Source organism: Burkholderia sp. Bp8986, from assembly GCF_003854225.1.
Lineage (GTDB): Bacteria > Pseudomonadota > Gammaproteobacteria > Burkholderiales > Burkholderiaceae > Burkholderia.
Map to the genome: position 1 here is coordinate 17,953 of NZ_QTQM01000008.1, position 14,717 is coordinate 32,669.

Sequence of the window (14,717 nt, forward strand, 5' to 3'; positions counted from 1 at the left end):
GACGCCGATTTCACCCTTGCCTGCTGCCGACCCGCTCGATGCGGGTGCGGCTCCACGCGCCGGGCATGCCGGTTTCCGCGTGTCAGGGAAAAACCGGTGACGTAGGCTCGCCGCCCTCCAGATCCGCCTTCGGAAAATGCTGGGCGATCATCTGCTCGATTTCCTGCTCTCGCAATGCCGGCACGTCGGCCATGATCAGAATCTGGCCTTCCTTGATCGCCTCCCGAAATCGCTCGAGTCGCGCGTTCGGTTCGGCGATGCCGATCATCCCGGCCGTCCACGCCCCGAAGCCCGCACCCGCCACCGTCAATGCGACGACGGCGCCGCCCGCGATCACGAGCTCGGCAGGCGGGTAGACGAGCGCGACGAGGCCGATGAGCGCGCCCGTTGCGCCGCCGAGCGCGACGCCGCGCTCGAGCGCGTGCACGACATCGCTGCTTTGCAGCAAGGACGCTTCGGGTAACTCTTCGAGCGTGACACTGTGATCCGCGAGGACATGGATATGGCGCCAGATGATGCGAGCGCGCAGCAAGTCATCCACGATCGCCTTCGCCATCTGCGTGTCGGGTACGAGGAAATAGAGGCGCCTCATGTCGGCCCCCTTTTTTCAGTCCGGAATACGTTCTATTTTATGTCAGCTCCGGCCGCGCGGTAGGCGGGTACGTACCGGATGGAACCACCGGCAACGTCGAGCTTTAACCTCCATACCAAACGAAATCGCAGGTAGGACGGCCTTCAAAAAATCTCCAATGCAGTATCAGATTCAATAATTGTCGCTGCCGGATAATTTGTCCGAGCGTGCGGTTCTCTACACTTTTCATCGCCGAAAGCCAAGGCATTCGATGTCGGCGAGGAGCCGACTTTCCCCGGCCGCGTCATTGCGCAAGTCGGTTAAGGACCACGCATCGCTTGACGTGACGGAAATCTTTTATCGTTCATTCGGAGTCCGATGTGAGAGACGAACGCGCTCGATCGAGCCAGTATGGAAAGATTGTCTGCAAGCTTCTGCTGATGACCTGGATCTTCACTGCACCTGCAATCGGCCATGCGCAAACTGCAGCGCCCGCCCCCGTGCCGCTTCCGCATGTTGCCGTGCTGGCCACGGGTGGCACCATCGCCGGCACCGGTCTCAGCGAGACGCAAAGCACGGGCTACAAGTCCGGTGTGCTCACGGCGGATGCGCTGCTGAAATCCGTACCTTCGCTCGGAAAAGTGGCGCAGGTTTTCGGAGAGCAGGTGTCGAATGTCGGGAGCGAGAACATCACCAACGAAGTCTTGCTCAAGCTCGCGAAGCGCGTGAACCAGCTTCTTGGACAGCCCGACATCGCAGGTGTCGTCATCACGCACGGCACGGACACGCTCGAGGAAACCGCCTATTTCCTCAACCTCGTCGTGAAAAGCGACAAGCCCGTCGTGATTACCGGTTCGATGCGCCCGTCGACCGCGCTCAGCGCCGACGGCCCCGGCAACATCCTTCAAGCGGTGACGGTCGCGGCGTCGCCGGCGGCGCGCGGACGAGGCGTCATGGTCGTGCTCAACGATCGCATCGGCTCCGCCCGATATACGACGAAGACCAATGCGAACACGCTCGATACATTCAAAAGTCCCGACGACGGCCATCTGGGCACGCTGATCGACAACGTACCGCATTTCGAAACCGCCGTGACCAAACTGCAGACCACGCAGACACCGTTCGACATAGCGAAGCTGGATTCACTTCCCGAGGTCGATATCGTCTACGGGCACCAGAATGATGGCGGTTACCTGTACGACGCAGCGGTCGCGCACGGCGCCCGCGGGATCGTCGTCGCGGGCGTCGGCGCCGGCAGCGAATCCTTGCTTGCGCTTCCGTCCATCAAGAAAGCCGTCGACAAGGGTGTGATCGTCGTCCGGTCATCGAGGACCGGAAGCGGTTACATCCCTGATGATCCGGCGTATATCGGTCTGCTCGGCGACAACCTCAATCCGCAGAAAGCCCGCATCCTCTTGATGCTCGCGCTTACGGTGACGCATAACCCCGAGCAGATTCAACAGATGTTTCAGCGGTTCTAGGCGGCGCCCGAACGCACGACGCCGCTTTGCTGGCCGGACGGCAACAGCCGTCCGGCCTTTGCTTTTCGCGCGCGCCCAAAAGCCTCGGTTTCAGCCCTGATAGAAAGCAGTATCAGAGTTCGTAATACTGTCATGTGACCTGCTGTTTTCCTGAAGTCGTCGCTCTACACTGGTTTTCAACGCGCATCGGCATGGGCGCCATACCAGAGACAGGAGACAGACGTGAGCAAACAGGTACTACTGGAAGACTTGCCGCTTCGCCCATTCCATGTGGGCGTGGCGTTCAGCGGGACGGGCGGCCAATTCAGCGATGGCTTCGTGCTGGGCATCATCGGCATCGCGGTGAGCATGGCAGCCGGTCCGATGCACCTCGATGCGCTTTGGATGGGACTGCTCGGCGCGGCATCGCTCGCAGGGCTTTTCTTCGGCAGCATGTTCGCCGGCCCGATCGCTGACAGGTATGGTCGCCGAACGATATTCGCATGGGACATGCTGCTTTTCGCGCTCGTCTCGGCCGCCCAGTATTTCGTGACGTCGCCCGCGCAATTGCTGGTGTTGCGTCTCGTGCTCGGACTCATCCTCGGCGCCGACTACGTCGTGAGCAAATCGCTCGTGACCGAATATTCGCCACGCCGATACCGTGGCCGGCTGCTCAGCGTGCTCGCAGCCGCCTGGGCGGCGGGTTATGTCGGCGCCTACCTCGCAGGCTTCGCGATGCGCGATACAGGCCCCGATGCGTGGCGAATCATGCTGGCGGCGAGCGGCGTTCCCGCGTTGCTGATTCTCCCGTTCCGCCTGCTCGTGCCCGAATCGCCGATGTGGCTCATGAAACGCGGACGGGGAGACGAAGCCCTTGCCATTGTCCGTCGCAGATTCGGCCCGGAAGTCACGCTTGCGATGACGAAGGCGGCCGTGCCACAGCAAACGACGAGAGCCTGGTCGCAACTGTTCTCGCCGCGCTGGCGCAAGAACACGCTGGTCGGATGCGTGTTCTACACCTGCCAGGTCATTCCTTATTTTGCGTTGGGCACGTTTGCGCCAAAGGTGCTCGAGGCGCTGCACGTCAAGGACAAGTTCGTGGGCGGCCTCGTCTACAACATTCTGCTCCTCGCGGGCGCCGTGATAGGCCTGCTGTTGATCGACCGGATTTCGCGTCGCACGTTCCTGATCGGAACCTTCTATCTTGCGGCGTTAGGCCTCGCGGTGCTGACTTATGCGAACTTCGGTCCCATCGGAACGATGCTCGTCTTCGGTCTCTTCGCATGCATTCTTTCGGCCGCCGCGAACCTCGAGTTCGTCTATCCGCCCGAACTCTTTCCAACACATCTTCGCGCGTCGGGCGTAGGCCTTGCGGTTGCTTCAAGCCGATTCGGTTCGGCCATCAGCACCTTCCTGCTGCCGATCGCCGTGCAGCAGGCCGGCATTCATGCGGCATTGAGCGTGTGCGTCGCGGTACTGGTCTTCGGCGGCGTGTTCTGCCACTTCATGGCGCCTGAAACCGGCAGCGAGCATCTTGCCGACGTGAAGTCCGACGGCGCGCCGGAAGATCTTGCCCATGCCGCGGGACACCATGATGCGACGCTCGCGATATCCGCATCGAATGGACGCACGACGCGTCCTTGACCTTCGGCGTGTCGTCGATGACGGCCGCTACAGGACGCCCACATGAGGACTCGACATGCCGTCTCACAAACCCATTGACATGCACGCGGTGCAGGTCTTCGTCGCCGTCGCGGAAGAGGGAAGCATGTCCGCCGCGGCAGCGCGGATGGGCATATCGCAATCGGGCGTATCCCAGATCATCCGGCAACTGGAAGACGAACTGGGTGTCGTGCTGGTGAATCGGACCACGCGGCCGATGGCGCTGACGCCCTTCGGCATCGCGCTCAGAAATCGCGGTGCGGTACTGAGCGAGGAAATCGCGAATCTCAAGGCGCAAGTCGTCGAAGCGGGGCGCGGGATCAAACCCGACTTGCGCATCGGGCTGGTCGATTCGTTCGCATCTACGTGCGGCTCGGTCTTCACGAAGAAGCTGATCGGCAAGGTGTCGCAGTTGTCGATCCGCACGGGCCTGAGCCCTCAACAAGGCGAGGCGCTGCTGCGCCGGGATCTGGATCTGATCGTCACGAGCGATCCGCTGATCGATGCCAACGATGTCGTGCGATACCGGCTGTTCTCCGAGCGCTATTTCGTGATCACGCCGAAAGGCCTCGGCATCGCCGTGAAGACGCTCGACGACCTGCGCACACTGAGCGACAGCATGCCCATCGTGCGATTCAACCGGACGTCTCAGGTGGGTCTGCAGATCGAGAGATATCTTCGGCGTATCGAGATTCGCGCGCCCGCGCGGCTCGAACTCGACAACGCCGATGCCTTGACCTCGATGGTGGCGGAAGGCATCGGCTGGGCCATTACATCGCCGATGTGCCTGCTTCAGGGCGTGACGCATGCGGGCAACGTTGCTGTTCACGTGGTCGAACAACTGGGCCTGGAGCGCTCGTTATACCTCGTGGCGCGCCGGGACGAATACAACGCTTTCTTCGACGATGCCTGCGATACGGCACGCGAAGTCATCGAAACATCGTTTCTGCCGAGGCTGGCCGCGCTCGGCGGGGACATCGAAAAACTCATTACCGTTGGCGGAAGGAATCTCCATGAATAAGCCTGCTCAAAGCGACGCTCGCATCGAACGCGACTACGTCGGCGAAGTTGCCATTCCCGGCGGCAAACTGTATGGCGTGAACACGGTTCGAGGGGTCGATAACCTCACGGTGTCGCCGTTGAACATCGCCCACTATCCGGCGTTTCGCGACGCGTTTGCACAGGTCAAGTGGGCGGCGGCATTGGCTAATCGCGATAACGAAGTCATCACCGGCGAGCAGTGCGATGCGATCGTCGCGGCGTGCAGGGAAGTGATCGAAGGGAAGCTCGATGCTTCGCTCGTGGTCGATCTGATGGAAGGCTCGGGCGGCACGTCGACCAACATGAACTTCAACGAAGTCATTGCGAACCGGGCTCAGCAAATCCTCGGCCACGCGGCCGGAAACTACGAGGTCATCCACCCGAATGATCACGTCAACCGCTCGCAATCGACCAACGATGCGTATCCCGCCGCATTGAAGATCGCCACATACGCGATGCTCGGTTCGCTCATCGGGGAAGTCACGAAACTCGCAGGCCTGTTCAACGACAAGGCGAGCGAATTTGCCGATATCCTGCACCTGGGCCGCACCTGTCTGCAGGATGCCCAGCCGATGCGGCTCGGCCAGCTCTTCGGAGGCTACGCTTCATTGACGGCTCGCCTGGCCGACGAGCTTGCCGTGGTGCGTGACAAGCTGCGCACGCTGCCGCTCGGCGGCACGGCAATCGGAACCGGCTTCGGCGCGCCGGCGGGTTATCGCGCGGCGGCGTACGCGCATCTTTGCAGCATCACCGGCGTCGCTTATGAAGCGCCGGTCAATCCGTTCGACGCGATGCAGAACATGGACGTGTTCTCGCGCGTCTCGGCGGAATTGCGTACCTGCGCGGCGTCGCTTGCGAAGATCGCATCCGATCTGACCGTGTTGTCATCGGGTCCGGCCGGCGGGCTCGGAGAATTGAAACTGCCGGAAGCGCAGGCGGGTTCGTCGATCATGCCGGGCAAGGTGAATCCGGTCTTGCCGATGGCGATGATCCAGTTGAGCTTTGCGGTTGTCGGCAACGATGTCGCGGTCGCGCAGGCGGTTCAGTACGGCGAACTGGAGATCAATCATTTCGAGCCGGTGGTGGCTTCGCGCGTGTTCGACAGCATCGCCTTGCTCACCAACGGGATTCGACGCTTCGGCGAGAAGTGCGTGCGCGGAATGGAAGCCGACGTCGCGCGCAACGAGCAGCATGTGCTGGAATCCATGGCTGTCGCCACCGCGCTCGTGCCGAAGATTGGCTATGCTCGCGTGAGCAAGCTCGCGCGCCAATCCGTGGCTGAAGGCCGCTCGCTGGTGACGATTCTGGATGAATCGGGACTGCTCTCGAAGGATGACACGATCGCTGCGATCCGAACGGCGTCGTACCCGGTCTTCGATGCCTGACACTGAATGAAAGAGGGGCGACGCTGAAATGGGCGCAGGGTCGGCCCTCTTATGAACGAACATGAACGACACCATGCTGGGAAAAGACGAAGTTCTGAGGCTTCTTGAAGAAATCGGTATTCCGTTCTCGTGCGAGAGACACGACCCGGTACGCAACATGTCCGAGTCCGACATGCTGACGCTGTCCGTGGCGGGCGCCCGCTGCAAGAACCTGCTGCTGCAGGACCGGAAGGGCCACTATTTCCTCGTCGTCACGACGGCCGCGAAGTCGCTCGATCTTGCTGAACTCGCCGCGGCGCTCGGCAGCAAGCGTCTGTCGTTTGCGTCCGCGGACAAGCTCTTCGAGTTGCTGGGTATTCGTCCGGGGTCCTTGAGCCCGCTCGCGCTCGTCAATGACGAAACCGGACGTGTGCGTCTGATCATCGATGTCGAACTGCGCGGCGAGGAGCGTTTTCTGTTTCATCCGCTGGAGAACGATGCGAGCGTATCGCTCTCCGGAACCGGTCTCGACACGTTTTTGCGCCATATCGACCATCCTGCCGACTGGCTGCCCGTCTGCGCGCGGCAAGCGTTTGCCGCGGCCGGCCCGCCGGCAATCAGGCTTGCCTGACGCCGGAGTGGACCGCGGTGTCCTCCGCGTCCTGCATCCCCGGCGCGACTTCCTCCAGCGCCTGCCGTCCGGTTTCGACGCGCAGCAGCCCGATCGCGACACACAGCACGCCGAGCGTCGCGCTGACCATCGCGATCACGCCCGATACGCCGAACGCCTGGTAAAGCGCCAGGGCCAGCGCAGGCGTGCCGATCGACGACATCCGTCCGCACATCCCCGCGACACCGGTGCCGCGCAGCCGCACTTCGGTCGGGAACAGTTCGGGAATGTAGCCGAACAGCCCGAGCGTCGTGATCGTGTAGATCGCGCTGACGAGACAGAAGCCGACCACGATGATCGCGGTGGTATCGCGCAGCGACACATACAGCCAGCCGAGCGCGATGCTGAGAATCGACGCGATCACGATGCCCTTGGCCCGCCCGATCCGATCCGCGATCAGATAGCCGATCAACCCGCCGACCGGCGAGCCGATCGACATCAGGAACACGAACCCGAGCGACTTGACGACGGACAACCCTTCCGTGACGAAGAACGTCGGCAGCCACGCAATGAAGCCGTAGAGCCCGACGTTCACACCGATCGCGGTCAACGCCGCGACGATCGTCCGGCCCCGCATCCCCTTCGAAAACAGCACGCCGAGCGGCACCTTCCCGACATGCAGGTCGGCGGTGCGCCGCACCGGCGGCAGCGTGCCGACCTGCCGGCCGACCTCCTGCTCGATCGCGGCAAGCGTCGCCTCGGCCTCGTCGAGCCGCCCGACCGATTCGAGCCAGCGCGGCGACTCCGGCATCCGTTTGCGCATGAACCAGACGACCAGCGCGCCGACGCCAGCCAGCGCGAACATGTACCGCCAGCCGAGATGAGGAATGATCCAGTACCCCGCGGCCAGCGCCGCGAAGAGCCCGCTGTTGGTGATGATCGCGAGCAGCGACACCCACTTGCCGCGCGTCTCGGGCGGCACGAACTCGGCGAGCGTCCCGGCCGCGACGACCAGTTCCGCGCCCAGCCCGATTCCCATGATGAAACGCAGCACGATCAGCCACGCGATATCGGGCGCGAAACACGCGGCGATCGAAGCCAGCCCGAACACGGCCAGATTGAGCTGATACGAATAGCGCCGCCCGAGCCGATCGCCGACGTAACCCGCGACGAACGCCCCGATCATCATCCCGACGAACGTCGACGACACGAACATCGCGCCATGCCGCAGGTCGGTGAATCCCTCCTTGACCATCGCCGCGACCGAGCCGTTGGCGAGATAGATGTCGAACGCGTCGAGGAACGCGCCGCCGGCGATGAGGCCGAGTATCTTCCAGTGAAACCTTGAAATCGGCAGCCGGTCGAGCCGGCCGGCGGCATTGACGGTGTTCGCCATGATGTCTCCGGTCATGTGGCGCTCTCGCGTCCGTGACCGGACGCGGAGACGCTTCGAAACATGGGTGAGGGGCGCGCTTCGATCAGCGCGGCAAGGCCCGGTCAGACGGCACCGGATGCGTGCAACGTGTGAATCTGTTCGTCGGCATAGCCGAGCTCGCGCAGCACGGCATCGGTATGCTGGCCGAGCGCCGGCACCGGGTCCATGCGCGGATCGTCGCCCGGCGCGACGCCGGGCGGCAGCAGGGCAGGAATCTCGCCGGCGGGCGTGTCGACCCGCGTCCAGCGATGCCGCGCGGCGAGTTGCGCATGCGTCCAGACGCCGTGCATGTCGTTCATCCGCGCGTTCGCGATGCCGGCCTGCTCGAGCCGGTCGATCACGTCGGCGGACGTCAGCGTCGAGAACGCATCGACGATGATGGCCGCGAGTGCGTCGCGATTCGCGACGCGGCGGCTGTTCGACCCGAAGCGCTCGTCGGCCGCCAGTTCGGGCATGCCGATCACGGTCTCGCAAAAGCGCTTCCATTCGCGCTCATTCTGCAGGCCCAGCATCACGGTGTTGCCGTCGCCAGCCCTGAACGGGCCGTACGGAAAGATCGTCGCGTGCGACGCGCCGGCCTGCCGCGGCGGCGACTGGCCGTCGATCGCGTAGTAGAGCGGATAGCTCATCCACTCGACCATGCTTTCGAGCATCGACACGTCGATGTGCCGGCCGCGCCCGGTGCGCCCGCGCTCGATCAGCGCGGCGAGGATGTTCGTATACGCATACATGCCGGCGGCGATATCGGCGATCGAGCAGCCGGCCTTGGCTGGCTCGCCGTTCGATCCGGTAATGCTCAGGAATCCGGATTCACTTTGAATCAGCAGGTCGTACGCCTTCTTGTCGCGGAACGGACCGTCGAGCCCGTAGCCGGAAATGTCGCAGACGATCAGCCGCGGATAGCGCTCGCGCAGCGCATCGTAATCGAGCCCCAGGCGCTGGGTCGCGCCGGGTGCGAGGTTCTGCACGAACACGTCGGCATCCGCGAGCAGCTTGTGCACGACGTCGAGCGCCGCGGGCTGCTTGACGTCGAGCGTGAGGCTTTCCTTCGAGCGGTTGGTCCACACGAAGTGCGACGCGAGCCCCGCCACGCGTTCGTCGTAGCCGCGCGCGAAATCGCCGACGCCCGGCCGTTCGACCTTGATCACGCGCGCGCCGAGATCGGCGAGCTGGCGCGTGCAGAACGGCGCGGCGATCGCATGCTCGAACGTGACGACCTTGATGCCTTCCAGTGGGCGCATGCTCGTCACTCCCGTCAGAACGAACGCGGCAGGCCGAGGATGTGCTCGGCGACGTACGACAGGATCAGGTTCGTCGAGATCGGCGCGACCTGGTACAGGCGCGTTTCACGGAACTTGCGTTCGACGTCGTATTCGCATGCGAAGCCGAAGCCGCCGTGGAACTGCAGGCACGCGTTCGCGGCTTCCCACGACGCATCGGCCGCGAGCAGCTTCGCCATGTTCGCCTGCGCGCCGCACGGCTCGTGCGCGTCGAACCGGCGCGCGGCCTCGAAGCGCATCAGGCTCGCGGCCTCGACGTTGACGAACGAGCGGGCGATCGGAAACTGCACGCCCTGGTTCTGGCCGATCGGGCGGCCGAACACGACGCGATCCTTCACGTACTGCGACACCTTGTCGACGAACCAGTAGCCGTCGCCGATGCATTCGGCCGCGATCAGCGTGCGCTCGGCGTTCAGTCCGTCGAGGATGTACCTGAAGCCTCGGCCTTCCTCGCCGATCAGGTTCTCCGCGGGAATCTCGAGGTTGTCGAAGAACAGCTCGTTCGTTTCGTGGTTCACCATGTTCGGGATCGGGCGCACGGTCATCCCGTTGCCGATCGCGTGATGCAGGTCGACGATGAAGATCGACATTCCTTCCGACTTCTTCTGCACGTCCGACAGCGGCGTGGTGCGCGCGAGCAGGATCATCAGGTCGGAGTGCTGCACGCGCGAGATCCACACCTTCTGGCCGTTGATCACGTAGCGATCGCCCTTGCGTACCGCCGTCGTCTTGATTTTGGTCGTGTCGGTGCCGGTGGTCGGTTCGGTCACGCCCATCGACTGCAGGCGCAACTCGCCGCTCGCGATCTTCGGCAGGTAGCGTTGTTTCTGCTCGGCCGAGCCATGGCGCAGCAGCGTGCCCATGTTGTACATCTGGCCGTGACACGCGCCGGAGTTGCCGCCTGCACGGTTGATTTCCTCCATGATCACCGACGCCTCGGTCAAGCCGAGTCCCGAGCCGCCGTATTCCTGCGGAATCAGCGCGGCGAGCCAGCCGGCTTTCGTCAGCGCGTCGACGAACGCTTCGGGATAGCCGCGTTCCTCGTCGATCTTGCGGAAATACTCGGCGGAAAATTCGCCGCACAGGTCGCGAACGGCTTCGCGAATGTCTTGGTACGCGTCGGTCGGATTCATGTTTCGTATCGGGGAATGCTCGAAATGAGTCAGGCGAGGGTCGCGGTTGCGGACATGGTCAGCCAGCCGTCGTGATCTTTTGCCCAGAGCTCGATGGTCTTGCCGTCGTCGGCGAGGCGGCCGCACACGCTGAAGGTGTTGCCGAGGAAGGTCGGCCGTACCGCGCGATACGCGTATTCGACGATCGTCGCGCCGGGCAGCGAGCGCGTCACGAGGTCGAGCAGCAGCGTCGAGATCAGCGGGCCGTGCACGACGAGGTCCGGATAGCCTTCGACGTCGCGCACGTAGGTGCGGTCGTAGTGAATGCGATGGCCGTTGAAGGTCAGCGCGGAATAGCGGAACAGCATGACTTCGTCCGGCGTGATGTCGCGCTGCCATTGCGCGGCGTCGGGCGCGGCCTTCGGCGGGGGCGTGGCGGCGCCGGGCGCGGCCGCGCCGCGATAGACGATGTCGTGTTCCTCGCGGATCGCGACTTCACCCGCGGATTCGATCACGTGCTCGACGGTCACGAAGCCGAGCGTGCCGGTGCGGCCTTCCTTGCGTTCGACGGACAGGATGCGCGACGCGCGCGTCGCGATCGCGCCGATCGTCAGCGGGCGTTCGAACGTCAGCCGGCCGCCGGCCCACATGCGCCGCGGCAGCCCGAGATCCGGCAGGAAGCCGCCCTTGCGCGGATGGCCGTCCGGGCCGAGCTCGGCCTGCTGCGCGATCGACCAGAAATACAGCCAGTGCCAGGCGGGCAGCAACGCGTCGCCCACGGCGGGAACGACCGGATGGTCGAGCGTGGCCGCGAAGGCGATCGCACGTTCGGCGCTGATCAGGTCGGTCGCGACCTGTTGGACATCGTCGCTGGCATGCGACCGGGGAGCGTTCACTGTCACCTCCATCGCCGGGCGGGCCGGCTGTTCTGACTTGGCATGAAGTGACTTTAGGTGAAGCGCAGGCGCGGCGGAAATACCGTTTGGATGTGCCGGTCATAGGGGTATCCTATGGCTTTCGCATCGAACGAACCGCCATGGACATCCGCCAGCTCCGTTACTTCGTCAGCATCGTGGAATACGGGAGCCTCGGGAAGGCGGCCGAAAAGCTGTTCGTCGCGCAGCCGTCGCTGAGCCAGCAGATCGCGAAGCTCGAGGGCGACATCGGCGTCACGCTGCTGGTACGCAGCCCGCAGGGCGTGAAGCCGACCGCGGCCGGGCAGGCGCTGTACCGCCATGCGCGGCTCGTGCTCCGGCAGATGGAGCAGCTGCGCCAGGAAGTGCGGGAAGGCGCGGGCAGCGAGTCGGGCACGGTCGCGGTGGGTTTCCCGACCACGATGACGTCGATCCTCGCGGTGCCGCTGTTCGAGCGCGTGAGAGCGCGTTATCCGGGCATCCGGCTGCAGTACCTCGAGAGCATGAGCGGCTTCATCAACGAGCTGCTGGCGAACGGGCGGCTCGACCTCGCGATCCTGTTCCGCGAATCCAACACGACCGGCATCACCGCGATGCCGCTGTTCGACGAGGTGCTGTATCTGCTCGGCGAGCCGGGCGGCGCGGTGCCGTCGCGCGCGCGAACCTGCCCGCTCGCGTCGCTCGCCGGCGTGCCGCTCGTCGCGCCGGGCGTGCAGAACGGGCTGCGCCTGCTGCTCGAACGCACGTTCGCGCGCGAGGAGGTGCCGCTCAACATCATCGCGGATATCGACTCGCTGCCGACCATGATCTCGCTCGCGCAGTCGGGCCTCGCGTGCACGATCCTGCCGGCGTCCGCGCTGGCGTCGCGCGAGCCGTCCAGCCGGCCGAAGATGCGCCGGATCGTCGAGCCGGAGATCCGCCGGCCCGCGAGCCTGTGCTGGTCGAACACGTCTCCCGTCAATTCCGCCGCGCTCGCCGTGCGGCAGACGATCGTCGAGCTGATCGGCGAACTGGCCGCAAGCGGCGCGTGGACGGGTATCACGCTGCGCGAGGGCGAATCCGCGCCGTCGTGACGGGCGGGACGGGCGTGACGGGCGTGACGGGCGTGATGCGCGTGATGAGCGTGATGAGCGTGACGAGCGTGACGAGCGTGACGAGCGGGATGAGCGGGATGAGCGGGATGAGCGGGATGAGCGGGATGCGCGGGATGCGCGGGATGCGCGTGACGCGCGTGACGCGCGGGCTCAGCCCGCGAGCCGGTGCGCGGACGGCCCATCGCCGCGCACGCCCCCCGCGCGCGACCGCCTCGACCGCCGCTCGCGAAGTCCCTGCGCGTGCCGCGTGAACGATACGCATTCTCCAATGCCGCGCCCGGCCATTTGTTCGTGATGCTGATTGCGGACGATTCGATGAAGGTGCGTGACATGACACATTCGCCATTGCGCCCGGGCATGCCCGGGTCGCTCGATCCGCCCGCGCACCGACGGCCGGGCGGTCGCGCGCAAACATCGGCCGTCCTCAGGTTGTACGAATCTCCATATTGAAACTACACTGGTTATCGGCCGGCGCCGTGACACGCGGCTCTCCATTCAACACGCATCACAGTACTAATTAAACGCGTGCCAACAATCGCCATCGAGGATGGTTGTCTTGTTCCTCAACATCCAGCGGGGGGGAAGTGGCGATGAACATCGGGGCTGCGCATCATCCGTCAACGGTTCGCTAGCCGGGCGGCGCGCGCATGAGCACGACCGGAGGCATTGGCGCGACGTCACTCGGGCTGCACGGCTCGAGCCCGGCGATGACCGACCTGCGCCGCTATCTGGCGAAGGTCGCGCGCACCGATACGACGGTGCTCGTGACCGGCGAAACCGGCACCGGCAAGGAGCGCGTCGCCAGCGCCGTCCATCGCCTCAGCACCCGGACCGACAAGCCGTTCATCGCGGTGAACTGCGCCGCCGTGCCCGACAGCCTGTTCGAGTCCGAGATGTTCGGCCACGAGCGCGGCGCGTTCACCAGCGCCCAGCACGCGTTTCCCGGCCGCTTCGTCGAGGCCGACGGCGGCACGCTGTTCCTCGATGAAGTCAGCGAGATGCCGCTCGCCGTCCAGGCGAAGCTGCTGCGCCTGCTCGAGGACCGCACGGTGATGCCGGTCGGCTCGCAGCGCCGGCGCCCGGTCGACGTCCGGATCGTGGCGGCGAGCAACGAACGCCTGGAGGACCTGGTCGCGGAACGCCGTTTCCGTGCCGACCTGTTCTATCGCCTGAACGTCGCGCGCATCGAGATACCGCCGCTGCGCGAACGGCCGGAGGACATCGCGCCGATCGTCGATCACTTCGTCGCCGAACACAACCTGCAGCGGGCGATGCGGGTGGGGCGGCCCGATCCCGCCCTGCTCGAGTGCATGCGGCATTACCGGTGGCCGGGCAACGTGCGTGAGTTGCGCAACCTGGTCGAGGCGTTGTTCATCGATGCACCCGAAGGGCGCCCGTTCGGGCTGGGCGACCTGCCGCCGGCGTTTCGCCGGCTGTTCCTGCAGGACTTTTCGGCCGGCGAGCATGAGCGCGAGCGGCTCGTCTCGGTACTGCGCCAGACCAACTGGAACAAGATGGAAGCCGCGCGCCAGATGAACTGGTCGCGCATGACGCTCTACCGCAAGCTGGCCAAGTACAACCTGGACGCCGGCAACACTGCATCGGTGTGACAGCCGGGCTGTCACATGGTACAGCCCGGCAGCGTTCCCGAATCCCGCTCCGGCCGGGAAATTCCACGGCAAATCATGCGCTTGCGCCGGCGCACCCGCGTTGGCCCGCTCCTTGCGAAGCAGAACGGACAGACCGCCCGTCGCCATGCAAGGAGGCCGTCGTGCACGTCATCGAGCCAAGCCAGGACGCCCCGCCGGAGCCGGCCCAGCCGGCCGGCCAGCCACGGCCGCTGCTCGCCAGTTATGCGAACTATTTCGAGGTCGGGCACAACGCGTTCGAGTTCCTGATCGATGCCGGGCAGGTCGAGCCGCAGTCCGGCAACGTCCAGTTGATGAGCCGCGTCGCGATCAGCCCGGTGCACGCGAAGCTGCTCGCCCAACTGCTGGCGCGCGCGATCGCCCAGTTCGAAGCGACGCATCACGAAATCCCCGACATCGGCGACCCGGAACCGGATCTGGCGATGCTTTCCCCGCAGGAATTCGAACGGCGCGCGATCGATGCGCGCAGCAAGCCGATGCTCGGCGGCCGTCACGACGAGCCCGATCAAAACCAGAGCTGAGGAC

14 protein-coding genes are annotated in these 14,717 nt (G+C 64.7%); 9 read left to right on the forward strand and 5 right to left on the reverse strand.

Going from position 1 to position 14,717, the window contains the following annotated elements; genetic code table 11:
- Positions 1-82 precede the first annotated feature (82 nt).
- Positions 83-592, reverse strand: coding sequence for a hypothetical protein (locus tag DID99_RS10375; RefSeq protein WP_044846925.1), 510 nt, complete (start codon positions 590-592; stop codon positions 83-85).
- A 359-nt stretch (positions 593-951) separates the two neighbouring features.
- Here DID99_RS10375 and DID99_RS10380 point away from each other — a divergent pair, with 359 nt between their 5' ends.
- The 5 genes from DID99_RS10380 to DID99_RS10400 all read left to right on the forward strand — a co-directional run bounded on the left by DID99_RS10380 (position 952) and on the right by DID99_RS10400 (position 6,729).
- Entirely contained in the window at positions 952-2,052 is a 1,101-nt protein-coding gene (locus DID99_RS10380; protein ID WP_311767491.1) for a type II asparaginase, read from the forward strand.
- A gap of 222 nt (positions 2,053-2,274) precedes the next feature.
- A complete protein-coding gene (locus tag DID99_RS10385) occupies positions 2,275-3,675 on the forward strand; it encodes an MFS transporter (RefSeq protein WP_124487359.1) in 1,401 nt (466 codons plus the stop codon).
- Between the two features lie 55 nt (positions 3,676-3,730).
- Positions 3,731-4,714 (forward strand): LysR family transcriptional regulator, encoded by a 984-nt coding sequence (locus tag DID99_RS10390; protein ID WP_124487358.1) that lies wholly within the window; start codon positions 3,731-3,733, stop codon positions 4,712-4,714.
- A complete protein-coding gene (locus tag DID99_RS10395; RefSeq protein WP_124487357.1) occupies positions 4,707-6,119 on the forward strand; it encodes an aspartate ammonia-lyase in 1,413 nt (470 codons plus the stop codon). The genes DID99_RS10390 and DID99_RS10395 overlap by 8 nt, the downstream gene beginning before the upstream one ends.
- Positions 6,120-6,180: 61 nt before the next feature.
- Entirely contained in the window at positions 6,181-6,729 is a 549-nt protein-coding gene (locus DID99_RS10400) for a prolyl-tRNA synthetase associated domain-containing protein (protein ID WP_124487356.1), read from the forward strand.
- Here DID99_RS10400 and DID99_RS10405 read toward each other — a convergent pair.
- The 4 genes from DID99_RS10405 to DID99_RS10420 form a co-directional block, all read right to left on the reverse strand.
- Complete coding sequence (locus DID99_RS10405) at positions 6,716-8,104, reverse strand: MFS transporter (RefSeq protein WP_124666667.1); 1,389 nt, start codon at positions 8,102-8,104, stop codon at positions 6,716-6,718. The two genes, DID99_RS10400 and DID99_RS10405, sit on opposite strands and share 14 nt — an antisense overlap.
- A 101-nt stretch (positions 8,105-8,205) precedes the next feature.
- The gene (locus DID99_RS10410; protein ID WP_124519918.1) at positions 8,206-9,384 is read right to left on the reverse strand and encodes a CaiB/BaiF CoA-transferase family protein; all 1,179 of its coding nucleotides are present in this window, start codon (positions 9,382-9,384) and stop codon (positions 8,206-8,208) included.
- A gap of 14 nt (positions 9,385-9,398) precedes the next feature.
- On the reverse strand, positions 9,399-10,556 hold the full coding sequence (locus tag DID99_RS10415; RefSeq protein WP_124487353.1) for an acyl-CoA dehydrogenase family protein: 1,158 nt from the start codon (positions 10,554-10,556) through the stop codon (positions 9,399-9,401).
- 29 nt (positions 10,557-10,585) lie between these two features.
- Positions 10,586-11,443, reverse strand: a complete 858-nt coding sequence (locus DID99_RS10420) for a MaoC family dehydratase N-terminal domain-containing protein (RefSeq protein ID WP_185733751.1) — start codon at positions 11,441-11,443, stop codon at positions 10,586-10,588.
- 128 nt (positions 11,444-11,571) lie between these two features.
- Here DID99_RS10420 and DID99_RS10425 point away from each other — a divergent pair, with 128 nt between their 5' ends.
- From DID99_RS10425 to DID99_RS10440, 4 genes are all read left to right on the forward strand, one after another.
- Positions 11,572-12,522, forward strand: a complete 951-nt coding sequence (locus DID99_RS10425; protein WP_124487351.1) for a LysR substrate-binding domain-containing protein — start codon at positions 11,572-11,574, stop codon at positions 12,520-12,522.
- A complete protein-coding gene (locus DID99_RS37185; protein WP_185733752.1) occupies positions 12,519-12,794 on the forward strand; it encodes a hypothetical protein in 276 nt (91 codons plus the stop codon). Before DID99_RS10425 ends, DID99_RS37185 begins: the two co-directional genes overlap by 4 nt.
- 396 nt (positions 12,795-13,190) lie before the next feature.
- Positions 13,191-14,153 (forward strand): sigma-54-dependent Fis family transcriptional regulator, encoded by a 963-nt coding sequence (locus DID99_RS10435; RefSeq protein ID WP_124487350.1) that lies wholly within the window; start codon positions 13,191-13,193, stop codon positions 14,151-14,153.
- Between the two features lie 161 nt (positions 14,154-14,314).
- Positions 14,315-14,713: a DUF3467 domain-containing protein gene (locus DID99_RS10440; protein ID WP_124487349.1), complete on the forward strand. Its 399-nt coding sequence runs from the start codon at positions 14,315-14,317 to the stop codon at positions 14,711-14,713.
- The last annotated feature ends 4 nt before the right edge of the window (positions 14,714-14,717 follow it).